Consider the following 15,683-nt stretch of genomic DNA (forward strand, 5'->3'; position numbering starts at 1 on the left):
CGCACGCCAGAGCCGCCGCAGCGGCCTACCTCTCTCCCAACATCTGACTTGCCGCGTGAAACGCCTGATCGACATAGGCGAACTTGATCGCCTGCCACTGGCAATATTCCTCGACGAAGGCGCGCGATATCCATAGCGACGGCTTCTTCATATCGACGTCCCATCCCATGCAGCCATCTTGCGCCGCCTTGGCGAATAGGCGTTGCATGTGTGTGCGCGATATCATGAAGTCCGCAGCCAGCGCCCTGCTGTCGATCGGCCCGACGAAGAAGCGGTCGGGATGCTCTTCTTCCGGATCGATCCGCGACATCAGATAATCGACGATCAGCCCACCGGCATCGTTCCACATGAACACGCCCACCCGTTCCGGTGGCTCGCGCCAGGCCGCGTCACGCAGGCAATCGCGCGCGATGCGTGGCTGCATCAGCCGTATCCACTCAGGGTTTGCCTGAAACCGCTCCGCCCTGTCGCCGTCGTCGAGAACGTCGAGCGCCAGCAGATTGGACCAGACCCAGCTGAACATCGCCTGCTGCGCGATGTCAGCCACGTCGTAGCGGCGCGGCCGCTTGCGTTCCTCGCCGGAGACGCAGGTGATGAACCTGTAGGTCGCGAGTTCATCGATATAGCTGCGGATGGTGTTGCGGCTCGCGGCCTTGAAAGCGGTGATCTCCGTCGTCAGTGCGGTGGCCGTCAGCCCCGACGTTGCATCGCCATCCACGCGTTCCATGCTGAGCGCATAGGCGATCTGCGTGAGTAGCCACCGCTGGTGCGATGCGAGCAAACGCGCAAGCCTTGGGCCGGCATCGAACATGTTGCGCATGCGGCTTGCGTGAAATCGAATACCCAAGATGAACTTGGGGTCGGCTATCAAGTCTTTGGCACTAAACGGCATTTGTCTCCCGGACGGCGTTCGACTTGCCCTTGCACAAGCTTAACAACGTGAAACCGCCACTTATCTTCAACATCATGATGTATAAATAAATGAAAATTGTTCACGTTCAGAAAGCATGCGCAATCGCCGGGCGCCACCCTCAAATTTGTTGGGATGGTCGATCGGCATCGAAAATGCATGAATTTTGCGACACTTAGCCGCATCAATCCTTGGGTCGGAGCTACGGCGTGCTGGCCTTTCGCGCGGCCGCCCGCTCGAGTTCCAGCTGATGCTCGCGGTAGATGATAAATATGCCAGCTGCGACGATGACAGCCGTTCCGACCAACATGGTCGTGGTCGGGATATCATCGAACACGAAATAGGCGAGAATGCTACCCAGTACGATCGACGTGTATTCGAACGGCGCGATCGTCGAGACATCGGCATGACGGTAGCTTTCCGTCAGGAAAATCTGCGCGACGCCGCCGCAGAAACCGGCAGCGATCAAGTAGAGCTGCGGCGCGAGATCGAGCAGATCCCAGCCGAAGGGCACGGTGAACAACGAAAAGACCGAGGCCGTGATCGAGAAGTAAAGTACGATCGTGGAGGTCTTCTCTTCCTCGACCAGCTTCCGCACCTGGATCATTGCGAGACCGCCGAGAACGGACGCCAAGAGCACCGTGACCGCGCCGATCGCTTGAGCCGTCTCCACGCCACCATCGCGAAACAGCGTGAGCTTCGGCCATGACACGATCGCCACACCGATCAGGCCGACGAAGACCGCACTCCAGCGGTAGATGCGGACCGTCTCGCCCAGAAGCAGCGCCGCGAAGACAACCGCGATCAGCGGCATTGCATAGCCAAGCGCGATCGCCTCGGGCAACGGCAGATGCAGCAGCCCATAAAAGCCCAGGCCCATCGAGATGATGCCGAGCGTGCCGCGCTTGAGATGACCGACGGGATTGGCGGTATAGAACGACGCCTTCAGCTGCCCGCGATAGGCCAGAAACGCCATGATTGGGAACAGGGCAAAAAACGATCTGTAGAAGGTGACCTGGCCGGGCTGGATGCCGGCGTCCGCAAGTTTGATGAAGGTCTGCATCGCCAGAAAGAAGACGACCGAGGCGAGCTTGCACGCGATACCTCGCATCGGATTTTCGAATACCGGCCGCATGTCAGAACTCGTAAACTCGCCATTTGAACGTCGGGGGATCGCATCGGAGTCGATGCGGAATCAATGTGCCAGCGGTTCGTCTGAAAGAACAGGCTAAAACGGCGGAAAAGCGCGTCTCAACGACTGTTTCGCCTGAAACACGCAGCTCGGCCCTCGGAAACCGCGAAAATCGGTAAAACCGCCCAATAATATTCGCTGCCAGTCTCCGCCGTTAACAGTTTGAGAACCATAAACTCGCATTGATTCTCCTATTGCAGACATACCTTTTCATACATTCACAACCTAAACCTGTTTCAGGAGGCATGCATCATGATGCCGTCGATGATACCCGAACGCCAGCAGCCAGCGGCAACGCCGCGCTCCATGCGGGTCGTAACAGAAGGGATCGGCTCCGATCTCGAGCGCTTCAGCGCCGACAATACGCACGTCGTCAAGCAGATCAGGCTGCTTGCGATCAACGCGCTCATCGAGGCCGCGCGCGCCGGCGAAACCGGCAAGGGCTTTGCCGTGGTGGCCAACGAGGTGCAGCGTCTGGCCCAGATCGCCAGCGAGATCGCCGACACATTCGAAAGCAACGTGCTCGGCCGCATCGGCCTTTCGCGCAGGATGGCGGATGGGCTGGTCAACGAGCTCGAAGGCGTGCGGCTGACCGATCTGGCGCAGACGCTCGTGCAGCTGATCGTGCGCAATCTTTTCGAGCGGACGGCGGATGTGCGCTGGTGGGCAACAGACACAGCACTTTGGCAGACCCTGCAGCAGCCGAGCACGGATAGCGCCAGCTTCGCGACCGAGCGTCTCGGCGTGATCAACCGCTTCTATACCGTCTATCTCGACCTTGTGCTGACCGACCTCACCGGGCGGATCGTCGCCTCGGCAAATCCCGAGTTTCAGCGGCGGCTGCTCAATACGTCGCTCGCCCACGAAGCATGGCACAAGGCCGCGGTCCAATGCCGATCCGGCAACGACTATGTGGTGGACGAAGTCTGCAAAAGCCAGCTGCATGGCGGGCGCACAGCGCTTGTCTATGCAACGGGCGTGCGCGAAGGCGGGAAGCTCGATGGAAAGCTGATCGGCACGCTCGGCGTCTACTTCGACTGGCAGAACCAGGGACAGGCGATCGTCGACAAGGAAGCCAACCTGCCTCCCCAGGTCGCGGACCGTACGACCGTCATGATCCTCGACGGCGACGGCAGGATCATCGCCTGCAGCAATGCGTCCCTGATGTTCAGCCGCTTTGCGCTGCAAGTCCAGCATGGGCAGGAGCGCGGCAGCTACTACGACAACAACGGATCCATCGTCGCCTATGCGAAGACGCTCGGCTACGAGGACTATGATGGGTTGGGCTGGTATGGGGTCGTTGTGCAAAAGACCGAAGATGAAACAGCGATAAAATCGATCCTCAATCTGAGATAGCCAGGCAAGAGACTATAGTATCTCCCCCCAGAAATAGCCGATGTGCCATGCCACCTTCGGCTTTAGCTTTAATTCAGACTTTAGTGTAATTGTACCAATCAAATTTTATGGCAGAGCGCCCACTCTGTTTGCGAAGCATTGTCTAAAAGGTCTCAGGGAATATCATGCGCACAGATACCGGCCAGGTCATAAATCTGGCAGATTACCGCCCCACCGATTTCGTACTCGAGCGCGTGGATCTGACGTTTGAACTGGACCCGACCGCGACCAAGGTAGATGCCCGCCTGATCTTCCACCGCCGCAAGGGCGCCGACCCAAAAGCACCGCTCATCCTCGACGGTGACGAACTCGCCCTTTCCGGTCTGCTCTTCGACCAGGCGGAAATGAAGCCCAGCCAGTATACGGCGACACCAGACAGCCTGACGATCCGCAACCTGCCGAAATCCAAGCCCTTCGAGCTGACGATCACCACGATCATCAATCCCGAGGCCAACACCAAGCTGATGGGCCTCTACCGCACCAACGGCGTCTATTGCACCCAGTGCGAGGCCGAGGGCTTCCGCCGGATCACTTACTTCCCCGATCGCCCGGATGTTCTGGCGCCCTACACGATCACCATCATCGGCGACAAGGCCGCCAACCCGGTCATGCTCTCCAACGGCAACTTCCTCGGCGGCGCCGGCTATGACGAGGGCCGCGCCTTCGCCGCCTGGTTCGATCCGCATCCGAAGCCGAGCTACCTCTTCGCGCTGGTCGCCGGCAATCTCGGCGTGGTCGAAGACAAGTTCGTGACCATGTCTGAACGCGAGGTCACGCTGAAGATTTACGTCGAGCATGGCAAGGAAGCCCGCGCTGCCTACGCCATGGATGCGCTGAAGCGCTCGATGAAGTGGGACGAGGAGCGGTTCGGCCGCGAATACGATCTCGACATCTTCATGATCGTCGCCGTGTCCGACTTCAACATGGGCGCCATGGAGAACAAGGGCCTCAACGTCTTCAACGACAAGTACGTTCTGGCCGATCCGGAAACCGCGACCGACCAGGACTACGCCAACATCGAAGCGATCATCGCCCACGAATACTTCCACAACTGGACCGGCAACCGGATCACCTGCCGCGACTGGTTCCAGCTCTGCCTCAAGGAAGGCCTGACTGTTTATCGCGACCACGAATTCTCGGCCGACATGCGCTCGCGCCCGGTCAAGCGCATCGCCGAAGTGCGCCATCTGAAGTCCGAGCAGTTCCCCGAGGATGGCGGCCCGCTGGCGCATCCGGTGCGCCCGACCACCTATCGCGAAATCAACAACTTCTACACGACGACGGTCTATGAGAAGGGCAGCGAAGTCACGCGCATGATCGCGACGCTGCTCGGCAAGGACCTGTTCAAGAAGGGCATGGATCTCTATTTCGATCGCCATGACGGCCAAGCCGTCACGATCGAGGATTTCGTCAAGTGCTTCGAGGATGCCAGCGGACGCGACCTGACGCAGTTCTCGCTCTGGTATCACCAGGCCGGCACGCCGCTCGTCACTGCATCCGGCAGCTATGATGCTGGCGCCAAGAGCTTCACGCTGTCGCTCGAGCAGATGGTTCCTGCAACGCCGGGCCAAAGCGACAAGAAGCCGATGCACATTCCGCTCAGCATCGCGCTCTTTGCCGAAGACGGCACACCGCTCGAGCCCTCTTCGGTCGATGGCGCCGAGTATGGCGACAACGTGCTGCATCTGACGGAGCGCAGCCAGAAGGCCATCTTCAAGGGCATCGGCTCGCGTCCGATCGTATCGATCAACCGCAGCTTCTCGGCGCCGATCAACCTGCACTTCGATCAGTCGCCCACGGATCTGGCGCTTCTCGCCCGCTTTGAGACCGATCACTTCTCGCGCTGGCAGGCGCTGACGGACCTTGCATTGCCGACACTGCTTGCAGCAGCCCGCGATGCACGTGACGGCAAGCCGGTCGTCGCCTCGAAGGACTTCGTCGAGGCGCTGCTTGCGGCAGCCGCCGACGAAACGCTGGAGCCCGCCTTCCGCGCCCAGGCGCTGGCGCTCCCGAGCGAATCCGACATCGCCCGCGAACTTGGCGGCAACAACGACCCTGACGCCATCCACGCCGGCCTCTCCACTGTGCTGCAGCAGGTTGCCGACGCAGGAAAGAGCGTCTTCGCCGCGCTCTATAACAGCATGACCACGCCAGGCGATTTCAGCCCCGACGCCAAGAGCGCCGGTCGCCGTGCGCTCCGCAACAGCGCGCTCACCTATCTGTCCTACGCCGAGAATACGCCTGACCGCGCAAAGGCCGCCTTTGACGCCGCCAACAACATGACGGATCTGATGCAGGCGCTGACGATCCTCGCGCACCGCTTCCCCGATAGCAGCGAGGCGGCCGCAGCGCTGTCCACGTTCCATGACCGCTTTGCCGGAAACGCGCTTGTTATCGACAAGTGGTTCTCCGTTCAGGCGACCATTCCGGGCGCAAAGGCGCTCGATCGGGTGCTGAAGCTGATGGACAATCCGCAGTTCAAGCGCACCAACCCCAACCGCGTGCGCGCGCTGGTCGGCACGTTTGCCTTCGGCAACCCGACCGGCTTCGGACGCGCGGATGGAGAGGGCTACCGCTTCCTCGCCCGCGAGATCCTCGACATCGACGCACGCAACCCACAGTTGGCGGCGCGCATCCTCACCTCGATGCGCTCCTGGCGCTCGCTGGAGCCGGCAAGAGCCGAGCATGCACGCAAGGCACTGACCGAGATCGCCGAAGCACCGGCTCTCTCCACCGACGTTCGCGATATCGTCGAGCGCACCCTCAAGGGGTGATTTGCGACACGAGGCGGCCGAGCCTATTGAGGCCGCCTCCCACGCATGCTGGAAAAATCAGCACTTAGAATCGGTTAACAGATTTTTACCTTTTCCTCTGGACAAGGCGAATCACCAATGATTCATTGAGTCAGGTTCGGGCGAGCGGCGCAGCGAATCACGAGGGACAAGGCTCAGAAAATGATGAACGTGCGGCGGGCAACCGTGGCCGAAGGACGGCTGCGTGTCGATTTCGAGAGCTTCCGCGCCTGGCGTGAAAGCTTCACCGGCAAGGCTACCGCAGCCTCGCGACCATCATCTTCCCGAAATTACACGCATGCCGAGGCCGTGTTGAAGCGCGCCATTCCTATCCTTATCGTTGCATTTTTGACCGTCGTCGCAGCCTCGCATTTCTTCGGAATGCTCTCCGAGCACGACCGCATGCAGGCCGCCGCCCGCCACTCAACGGCGCTGGCCGCCGCCACCGCAGCAGCCGCCTTCGCCGATTCCGCCGCGATCTTCGACAGCGGTAACGCCACCGAAGGCCAGGCCCGCCTCGCCCGCTTCCTGCCGCAGGATCGGCTCGACGACAACGCCTTCGTTCTCCTCGTGCAGTCGAGCGGCAAGGTCTTCGCAGCGTCCGCCGCCGGTGCGGCCTATGTCGGCGCCGGTATCGGCGATTTCTTCTCCGAGGTGTCCGCGATCCGCCGCTTCGGCGACCGGGCGGGCGTGATTGAGACCACCATCGCCGGCCGGCCGCACTACGCGCAGATCACCCTCATCGGCGACAGCGGTGGCTATGTGGTTGCGGCAACCTCACTCGATCGGATCAGCCAGCTGTGGCGCGAGGAGCTGACGCTCAACGTCACGCTGTTTGCAGGCATCTCCTCTATCCTGCTGGTGATCCTCTACGCCTATTACATGCAGGTGCGCCGCGCCCGCCATGCCGACGAGATCTTTGTTGAATCGAACCAGCGGGTCGAGACGGCCCTTTCGCGCGGCCGCTGCGGCCTTTGGGATTTCGATTTCGACCGCCGCGAATTCTTCTGGTCGCGCTCGATGTACCAGATGCTCGGTCTTCCTGGTGGAGACGGCAACATGTGCTTCGGCGACGCCGCCCGACTGATGCACCCCGACGACAGCGGCATCTACGAGATCGCCCGCTCGGTTGCGCGCGGCGACGCCGAGCAGATCGACCAGATCTTCCGCATGCGCCACGCCGCCGGCCATTACGTCTGGATGCGCGCCCGCGCACAGGTCATCCGCACCAATGCCGGCCAGGTCCACATGATCGGCATCGCCATGGACGTGACCGAGCAGCACCGCCTTGCGCAACGCTACGCCGAAGCCGACCAGCGGTTGGCGGACGCGATCGAGAGCACGTCGGAAGCCTTCGTGCTGTGGGACAAGAACGACCGTCTCGTGATGTGCAACACGCACTTCCAGCAGGCCTACGGCCTTCCCGACAGCGTGCTGGTGCCGGGCACCGAGCGCGCCGCGGTCAACGCCGCCGCCGCCCGCCCCGTCATCGAGCGCCGGATCGCCGACGCCCATGGCAATGGCTATTCGCGCACCAGCGAAGTGCAGCTCGCCGACGAGCGCTGGCTGCAGATCAACGAGCGGCGCACCCGCGACGGCGGCATGGTTTCCGTCGGCACAGACATTACGCTGCTGAAACGCAACCAGGAGCGCCTGCGCGATTCAGAACGCCGCCTGATGGCGACGATCGGCGACCTCTCCTCCTCCCGGCAGACGCTGGAACGGCAAAAATCGGCGCTATCGCTGGCGAACGCCAATTATCTCTCGGAAAAGGAACGCGCCGAAGCCGCCAACAAGGCGAAGTCGGAATTCCTGGCCAACATGTCTCACGAACTGCGTACGCCGCTCAACGCCATCCTCGGCTTCTCCGAGATCCTGCAGGACGAGATGTTCGGTCCGCTCGGCTCGGCCAAGTACGACGAATATGCCCGCGACATCCATCACAGCGGCCGTCACCTGCTCAACGTCATCAACGACATTCTCGACATGTCGAAGATCGAAGCCGGCCACATGAAGCTTCAATGCGAGACGATCGACCTCGCGCCGCTGATCGAGGAAAGCCTGCGCTTCACCGCGATCCCGGCCAGCGAAAAGCGCATCGAGATCCAGCAGCGCATCTGCGATGGCATGACGCTCAACGCCGATCGCCGGGCGATGAAACAGATCCTGCTCAACCTGCTGTCCAACGCCGTGAAGTTTACCGACGAAGGCGGCCGGATCGCGGTGCGCACCCGTCGCACCTCGGGCGGCGTGATGCTCACCATCGCCGACACCGGCATCGGCATTCCGACAACCGCGCTCAGCAAGATCGGCCAGCCCTTCGAACAGGTCCAGAACCAGTATGCCAAGAGCAAGGGCGGCTCCGGCCTCGGCCTCGCCATCTCGCGCTCGCTGACGACCCTGCACGGCGGCCGCATGAAGATCCGCTCACGCGAGGCGATCGGCACGGTGATTTCGCTGCTGATCCCGGATAGCGCTGCTTAGCCGGCCTTGACCACCGCCTGAAAGACCTTCCGCACCGTCTTCGACAGCTGCTTCATCTCTCCCTCGAGCGTCTTGATGTCGGGGCAATCGCCGGCCCGGCAGACTAGATCGATGAGACCCGCCGGTGCATCCTTGGGATCGAAGGGACCATCGATGCAGAGCCGGATAAGCTGCGACAGCTCGGTGTAGAGCCCGAACGCCTCGCTGCAGCTATCGACATCGGCCGATGCCATCAGCGGCGCGCCTAGCTGCTTCAGCGCTTCGCCGGTGCTGATGCCATTGACCTTGACGACGACATCCTTCGCGGGGGCGATCAGCGCCAGATATTGCGCGATGAACTCGATATCGACGACACCGCCGGGGATAAGCTTCAGGTCCCACATGTTGGCCGGCGGCTTCTCCTGTTCGATCAGCGCGCGCATCTCGGCCACATCCTTGGCCACCTTGCGCACATCGCGCCGCGTCGACAGCACCTCCTCGATCACGCGCTCGACGTCACCGATCAGGCTGGCATCGCCGCAGATCAGCCGCGCGCGGCTGAGCGCCATATGCTCCCAAGTCCAGGCTTCCTCGCGCTGGTATTTCGCGAACGAGCTGACGCGGGTGGCGACCGGCCCTTTGTTGCCCGAAGGGCGCAGGCGCATGTCGACCTCGTAGAGCACGCCCTCGGCCGTCGGCGCCGACAAGGCGGCGATCAGCCGCTGGGTGATGCGGGTGAAGTATCGAACGGCGTCCAGCGGCTTGGCACCGTCGGATTCCTCGGCCGCATCGTCGTAATCGTAGAGCAGGATGAGATCGATGTCGGAGCCCGCGGTCAGCTCGAAGCTTCCGAGCTTGCCCATTCCGGCGACGGCGACGCGGCCGCCGGGGAACTTGCCGTGCGCCGCCTCGATCTCCGAGAGCACGGCATTCAACGCCGCCTCGACGATCAGATCGGCCAGGTGCGTAAACGCGCGTCCGGCCATCGCGCCATTGATAGAGCCGGTCAGCAGGCGAATGCCGATCAGAAAGCGCTGTTCGGCGGCGAAGATGCGCAGCCGGTCCAGCACCTCTTCATAATAGCGCGCCTGCTGCAGCGAGCCCTTGAGACGTCCCGCCAGATAATCGCGCGTCGGAAGCTCGGCCATCAGGCCCGGATCGAGCATGCCGTCGAAGACGTGTGGCCTGGCGGCGATGACCTCGGCGAGCTTTGGCGCGGCCGACATGATATAGACGATCAGCGAGAGCAGCGCCGGATTGCTGCCGAGCAGCGAAAATAGCTGGATACCTGCGGGCAGGCCCGAGAGGAAACTGTCGAACCTGAGGATCGCCTCGTCGGCACGCTTGCTTTCGCCGAACACCCGCAACAGCTCCGGCGTCAGCTCGGTCAGCCGTTCGCGCGCCTCGACGGATTGCGTTGCCTTGTAGCGCCCATAGTGCCAGGTGCGGATGACGCGCGAAATGTCGGAGGGGCGTTCGAAGCCGAGTTTGCGCAGGGTGACCAGCGTATCGGGATCGTCGTTCTGGCCGGTGAAGACGAGGTTGCCCGTCTCTGTCGAGAGCTTGGTCTCCTGCTCGAACAGCCGGGCGTAGCGACGCTCAACAGTCCTGAACACCTCGACAAGACGCTCGGAAAAGCTCGGTGTGTCGCTGAAGCCCATCATGTATGCGATGCGCTTCAACTCGCCTTCGGTCTCCGGCAGCAGGTGGGTCTGCTCGTCGCGCACCATCTGGATGCGGTGCTCCACGTCGCGCAGGAACCAGTAAGCGTCCGTCAGCTCCTCGCAGGTCTCCTCGTCGATCCACTTGGCCTTGGTGAGCTCGTTGAGCGTTTCCTCGGTGGCGCGCGAGCGCAGCGCCGGCATGCGTCCGCCGGCGATCAGTTGCTGCGTCTGGGCAAAGAATTCGATCTCGCGGATGCCGCCACGGCCGAGCTTGACGTTATGCCCCTTCACCGCGATCGCGCCGTGCCCCTTGTGGGCATGGATCTGCCGCTTGATGGAGTGGATGTCGGAGATCGCCGCATAGTCGAGATACTTGCGGAAGACGAAAGGGGTGAGATCGCGCAGGAAACGGTCGCCGGCGGCGATATCGCCTGCAACTGGACGCGCCTTGATGAAGGCCGCGCGCTCCCAGTTCTGCCCCCTGCCCTCGTAATAGACCATGGCGGCGTCGATCGACACGGCAAGCGGCGTGGCGCCGGGGTCCGGGCGCAGTCTAAGATCGGTGCGGAAGACATAGCCGTCGCCGGTGCGCTCCTGCATGATGCGCACGAGCCGCCGCATCAGGCGCGGGAAGATATCGATTGCGTCGTCGGGATCCGACAGGATGCCCGCCTGCTCGTCGAAGAAGACGACCAGATCGATGTCGGAGGAATAGTTGAGCTCGCAGGCGCCGAGCTTGCCCATGCCGAGCACGACGAGACCCGACCCTTCGCTTGGCCGCGCGACGTTCTTCAGCTGCAGCTTGCGGGCTTCGTGCGAGGAGAGCAGCAGATGATCGATCGCGGCCGAGACGGTAGCCTCGGCAAGCCGGCTCAGCCATGCCGTGGTGGTGCGGCCATCGAAGATCCGGGCGAGATCGGCGAGCGCTAACAGAAACGCCACACGGCGCTTGACCGTGCGCAGGCGGCCCATGATCTCACTCTCGCTCGGTGATGCCCCGTCGCGCGGCATCCAGGCCTCACGCGCTTCCGCGATCAGCGCCTCCAGGCGCGGCTCGAGCGGCTCGCTGATGGCGATGGTGAGGATGCCGGGATCGATGTTGGCGATATCGCGCAGATAGGGCGAGAGCGTCAGCGCAGCGGAGATGAAATCGCGAAGCGCGCCTTCGGTCTTCAGTATATCGGCCACCACGGGTTCGTCGGCGCCGATCTTCTGCAGATCATCAAGCACGAGCTTCAATTCGGTCTTGCTCAACGGCTTCAACAGGCCGTCGACCACCTCGCTCAGGCTGTGCGTCGAATTCGTCAGCATGCGCCCTCCCTGGCAACAGGCAGCAAAAGTCGAAGCAGAATCAAAGCCGCTTGCCGCCTGAGGCTAAGTTAGGGTCTGAGACGCAAATGGCCAACAGACAATTCGGGGTAGCGGGGAAACGCCTACTTCAAGGGAAAGACGAGGGTGACGGCGAGACCGCGATTGGTTGCCGCATCCGGATCGGTATCGCTGAGCTCCAGCTTGCCGCTGTGCAATTCCATCACCGCTTCGACAAGCGAGAGGCCCAGCCCGGTGCCGGGCTTCGAACGGCTCTCGTCCAGCCGCACGAAGCGTTTCAGCACATCTTCGCGCTTGTCGGCAGGGATGCCGGGACCATGATCGGCGACCTGCAGGCAGATGGCATCGGGACGGCGCGTCAGCCGCAAAGAGACTTCGCCGCCCGCCTCCGCACCCGCCGAATACTTCACGGCATTGTCGATCAGGTTGAAGATCGCCTGGCCGATCAGTTCGCGGTTGCCCTGCACCTCGATGCCGGGCTCGATATCGGTGGTCATGGCAAGGCCCGCCTCGTCGGCCACCGGCTCGTAGAGTTCGGCGCTGTCGGCGACGATGGCGGAGAGATCGATCGTCGTCATCTCGGCGGCGACCGAACCCGCCTCGACGCGGGAGATCATCAACAGCGCGTTGAAGGTGCGGATCAGCTGGTCGGATTCCGAAATGATCCCCTCCAGCGCCACGCGGCGCGTATCGGCATCCGGCGTATCGATCGCGTCCGCAGCCTTGTTGCGCAGGCGTGTCAGCGGCGTCTTCAGGTCGTGGGCGATGTTGTCGGAGACCTGGCGCAGCCCCTCGTTCAGCTTCTCGATACGGCCGAGCATGGTGTTCAGCGACACGGAGAGGCGGTCGAACTCGTCGCCGGAACCGCCGACCGGCAGACGCTGCGAGAGATCGCCGGCCATGATCTTCTTGCTCGCCGCCGACATGCGGTCGATGCGCTTCAGCGCGTTGCGGCCAATGCCGAACCAGATGATGACGGCGCCGAGACCCATGATCGCGAGTGCGACCATCAGCGCCTGCCTGACGAGCACGCGGAACGCTTCCGGCTCGCCAAGGTCGCGGCCGATCAGGATGCGCAGGCCATTGTCGAGCACGTTGATGTTGGCGACGGCCATGTGCGGCTTGCTCTGCCCGCCCTCTGAATAGCGCTGATAGCGAAACGGCAGGCTGGTCCAGCCCTGCTCGTCGAGCACGCCCGGCTGGACGGACGCGACGTTGCCGGCAAGGATATCGCCCGAGGGGCCTGCGATAATGTAGAGATTGGCGCCCGGCTGGCGGGCCCGGCGCTCCATGGTGCGCAACAATAGATTCATGCCGCCATTGTCATAGGCGCGCTGAACCTGGTCGACCTCCTGCTGCACGGCCTCGCGGATCTGGCTGGTGAGCAGCCGTTCCGACATCGCCGTCACATAGAAGACGAGCGTTGCGGCGCAGATGGCGAAGAGCAGGATGTAGAGGGCCGAAAGGCGGACTGCCGTGGACTTGAAGAGAACCCAGAAGCGGTTCATCCGTCATCCTTGATCATGTAGCCGGCGCCGCGAATGGTCTTCAAGAGCGGCAGGCTGAAATCCTTCTCGATCTTGGAGCGCAGCCGCGACACATGCACGTCGATGACGTTTGTCTGCGGATCGAAGTGATAATCCCAGACGTTTTCGAGCAGCATGGTGCGGGTGACCACCTGACCGGCATTCTTCATCAGATATTCCAGCAGACGGAACTCGCGTGGCTGCAGCGGGATTTCCTTGCCGCCACGGCGGACTTCGTGGGCCAGACGATCGAGCTCCAGATCGCCGACGCGGTAGACGACGTCCTGATCGGGCGTGCCCTTGCGGCGGCCGAGCACCTCGACGCGCGCCAGAAGCTCGCTGAAGGCATAGGGCTTGGGGAGATAGTCGTCGCCGCCGGCGCGCAGGCCGGTCACGCGGTCGTCGACCTGGCCAAGTGCGGAGAGAATGAGAACGGGGGTGTGGATGCCCTTGCGGCGCAGCTCGGCGATGACGGAAAGACCATCGCGACGCGGCAGCATGCGGTCGATCACAAGCACGTCGTAGGTATTTTCGGTCCCCATGAAGAGGCCGCTTTCGCCGTCGCTTGCATGGTCGGCGACAATACCCGCCTCACGAAAGGCTTTCGTGAGATAGGCCGCCGCTTCCAGATCGTCTTCGATGATGAGAATCTTCATGCGGCCGACATTACCCGCCGGCTGTGTTTCGGCAAGGCTCAAAGCGTGATCGTCTTGCTGGAAGGTCATTGTCGTCACCTGCGATGGGTTGACAGGAAGAGCCGCGCGAGCGCGCGACCCTTCGAATTCGATCCGGAGAACCGGGGCGCTTAGCCCTGGTTTTCGACCGGAAGGGCCACGAAGCGGCTGCCTTCCTTAGACTGGATCTGGAACAGCGCGCGGGTGCGGCCATCCTTCTTCGCCTGGTTCAGCACCTTGACCACATCATCGGCTGAGGAGACTTCCTGGTTGTTGACCGAGGTGATCTTCTCGCCTTCCTTGATGCCCTTGTCGGCAGCATCGGAGTTCGGGTCGATGCCGGTGATCTGCAGGCCCTTGCCGTCATCGGCAGGACCGACCGTCAGGCCGAGATCGGCGAGAGCCTTTTCGGATGCCGGGGTCTGTGCTTCCGGTGCCTGATCGCCATCATCGGTCGAAGCCTGCTGCTGTTCTGCCGGCAGTGTGCCGAGCTCAACCGTGACAGGCATGGACTTGCCGGAGCGCCAGACGGAGAGTTCGACCTTCTTGCCCGGTGTCATCGCGCCGATGCGGCGGCTCAGATCACGGGCGTCCTTGACGGTCTCGCCGTTGACGGCGGTGACGACGTCGCCAGCCTTCATGCCGGCCTTTTCACCTGGCGTTCCAGCCTGAGCGTTGACGACGAGCGCGCCGCTGGCTTCAGAGAGGCCAAGCGAGTCGGCGATGTCCTTGGTGACCGGCTGGATCTGCACGCCGAGATAGCCGCGCGAGACCTGGCCGTCCTTCATCAGGTCGGCGACGACGTCCTTGGCGGTCGATGCCGGGATCGCGAAGGCGATGCCGACGCTGCCGCCCGACGGCGAGAAGATGGCGGTATTGATGCCGACCACCTGGCCGCTGAGGTTGAAGGTCGGGCCACCGGAGTTGCCGCGGTTCACGGCTGCGTCGACCTGGAGATAATCGTCATAGGGGCCGGAGCCGATATCGCGGCCACGGGCCGAAACGATACCTGCCGTCACCGTGCCGCCGAGGCCGAACGGGTTACCAACGGCAACGACCCAGTCGCCGACGCGGACGTTGTTGTCGTCGGCCCAGTTGACGTAGGTGAACTTCTTGCCCTTGCCGTCGACCTTCAGCACTGCGAGGTCGGTGCGCGGGTCCTTGCCGATCAGCTTGGCGTCGAGCTCGGTGCCGTCCTTCATGACAGCGACGAAGGCCGCGCCATCGGAAACGACGTGATTGTTGGTGACGATATAGCCGTCTTCGGAGATGAAGAAGCCGGAGCCCTGGGCGACGGGACGCAGACGACCCTCATGCTGGCCAAGGCCGGGAGGATGCGCGCCGGGAGGGCCACGACGACCCTGCTGTTCGCCGAACTGGCGGAAGAAGGGCTTCAGGGCATCGGGGAGATCATCGAAACCACGGCCGTTGAAATCGAAGGAGAAGCCATTGTTGCCATCCTCATCGGAGACCGGCTTGACGCGGCTTTCGACGCGAACGGAAACGACGGCAGGCGAAACGGCGTCGACGACATTGGCGAAGCTCGGCACGGACGGTGCCTCGACCTTGACCGCTTCGGCGTAGGAACGCGTAATTTCGAGGGGGACGCCAGTCGCCAGGACGGCGGTGGCAAGACCGGCAACGGTCGAGGCCTTGAGCACGGTCGACAGTGACGGAGCTTTGATAGTCTTCAGCATAAGACGCACCTTCTTATATTTAAATCCACGGGACCGGCGGT

At 62.5% G+C, this 15,683-nt stretch carries 9 protein-coding genes; 3 read left to right on the forward strand and 6 right to left on the reverse strand.

The window, feature by feature from the left end:
• Window positions 1-25 precede the first annotated feature (25 nt).
• Together D460_RS0112360 and D460_RS0112365 are read right to left on the reverse strand one after the other, a co-directional pair.
• Window positions 26-820 (reverse strand): hypothetical protein, encoded by a 795-nt coding sequence (locus tag D460_RS0112360; protein WP_018898860.1) that lies wholly within the window; start codon window positions 818-820, stop codon window positions 26-28.
• Window positions 821-1,112: 292 nt separating this feature from the next.
• Window positions 1,113-2,045: a DMT family transporter gene (locus tag D460_RS0112365; protein ID WP_018898861.1), complete on the reverse strand. Its 933-nt coding sequence runs from the start codon at window positions 2,043-2,045 to the stop codon at window positions 1,113-1,115.
• 309 nt (window positions 2,046-2,354) lie between these two features.
• On the opposite strand from D460_RS0112365, the gene D460_RS37065 reads away from it, so the two are divergent.
• From D460_RS37065 to D460_RS0112380, 3 genes are all read left to right on the forward strand, one after another.
• The gene (locus tag D460_RS37065) at window positions 2,355-3,458 is read left to right on the forward strand and encodes a methyl-accepting chemotaxis protein (protein WP_018898862.1); all 1,104 of its coding nucleotides are present in this window, start codon (window positions 2,355-2,357) and stop codon (window positions 3,456-3,458) included.
• Window positions 3,459-3,622: 164 nt separating this feature from the next.
• Window positions 3,623-6,271, forward strand: coding sequence for an aminopeptidase N (pepN, locus tag D460_RS0112375; protein ID WP_018898863.1), 2,649 nt, complete (start codon window positions 3,623-3,625; stop codon window positions 6,269-6,271).
• A gap of 180 nt (window positions 6,272-6,451) precedes the next feature.
• The gene (locus D460_RS0112380) at window positions 6,452-8,773 is read left to right on the forward strand and encodes a PAS domain-containing sensor histidine kinase (RefSeq protein ID WP_018898864.1); all 2,322 of its coding nucleotides are present in this window, start codon (window positions 6,452-6,454) and stop codon (window positions 8,771-8,773) included.
• Here the strand turns inward: D460_RS0112380 and D460_RS0112385 are convergent.
• The 4 genes from D460_RS0112385 to D460_RS0112400 form a co-directional block, all read right to left on the reverse strand.
• Window positions 8,770-11,727, reverse strand: coding sequence for a bifunctional [glutamine synthetase] adenylyltransferase/[glutamine synthetase]-adenylyl-L-tyrosine phosphorylase (locus tag D460_RS0112385; RefSeq protein WP_018898865.1), 2,958 nt, complete (start codon window positions 11,725-11,727; stop codon window positions 8,770-8,772). The two genes, D460_RS0112380 and D460_RS0112385, sit on opposite strands and share 4 nt — an antisense overlap.
• A gap of 122 nt (window positions 11,728-11,849) precedes the next feature.
• Window positions 11,850-13,253 carry an ATP-binding protein gene (locus D460_RS0112390; protein WP_018898866.1) on the reverse strand — a complete coding sequence of 468 codons (1,404 nt, stop codon included), beginning with the start codon at window positions 13,251-13,253 and terminating at the stop codon, window positions 11,850-11,852.
• Window positions 13,250-13,927 carry a response regulator transcription factor gene (locus D460_RS0112395; protein ID WP_156144896.1) on the reverse strand — a complete coding sequence of 226 codons (678 nt, stop codon included), beginning with the start codon at window positions 13,925-13,927 and terminating at the stop codon, window positions 13,250-13,252. Before D460_RS0112395 ends, D460_RS0112390 begins: the two co-directional genes overlap by 4 nt.
• A 149-nt stretch (window positions 13,928-14,076) precedes the next feature.
• Window positions 14,077-15,642 (reverse strand): Do family serine endopeptidase, encoded by a 1,566-nt coding sequence (locus D460_RS0112400; RefSeq protein WP_018898868.1) that lies wholly within the window; start codon window positions 15,640-15,642, stop codon window positions 14,077-14,079.
• Between the last annotated feature and the right edge of the window lie 41 nt (window positions 15,643-15,683).

The sequence above is a fragment of the Rhizobium sp. 2MFCol3.1 genome (assembly GCF_000377565.1).
Taxonomy (GTDB): Bacteria; Pseudomonadota; Alphaproteobacteria; order Rhizobiales; family Rhizobiaceae; genus Rhizobium.

Excerpts from the sequence above, each read along its gene's own strand:
- D460_RS0112395 (WP_156144896.1), bottom strand. The coding sequence starts at position 13,927 with ATGAAGATTCTCATCATCGAAGACGATCTGGAAGCGGCGGCCTATCTC.
- D460_RS0112385 (WP_018898865.1), bottom strand. The coding sequence starts at position 11,727 with ATGCTGACGAATTCGACGCACAGCCTGAGCGAGGTGGTCGACGGCCTG.
- D460_RS0112390 (WP_018898866.1), bottom strand. The coding sequence starts at position 13,253 with ATGAACCGCTTCTGGGTTCTCTTCAAGTCCACGGCAGTCCGCCTTTCG.
- D460_RS0112365 (WP_018898861.1), bottom strand. The coding sequence starts at position 2,045 with ATGCGGCCGGTATTCGAAAATCCGATGCGAGGTATCGCGTGCAAGCTC.
- D460_RS0112400 (WP_018898868.1), bottom strand. The coding sequence starts at position 15,642 with ATGCTGAAGACTATCAAAGCTCCGTCACTGTCGACCGTGCTCAAGGCC.
- D460_RS0112360 (WP_018898860.1), bottom strand. The coding sequence starts at position 820 with ATGCGCAACATGTTCGATGCCGGCCCAAGGCTTGCGCGTTTGCTCGCA.
- pepN (WP_018898863.1), top strand. The coding sequence starts at position 3,623 with ATGCGCACAGATACCGGCCAGGTCATAAATCTGGCAGATTACCGCCCC.
- D460_RS37065 (WP_018898862.1), top strand. The coding sequence starts at position 2,355 with ATGATGCCGTCGATGATACCCGAACGCCAGCAGCCAGCGGCAACGCCG.
- D460_RS0112380 (WP_018898864.1), top strand. The coding sequence starts at position 6,452 with ATGATGAACGTGCGGCGGGCAACCGTGGCCGAAGGACGGCTGCGTGTC.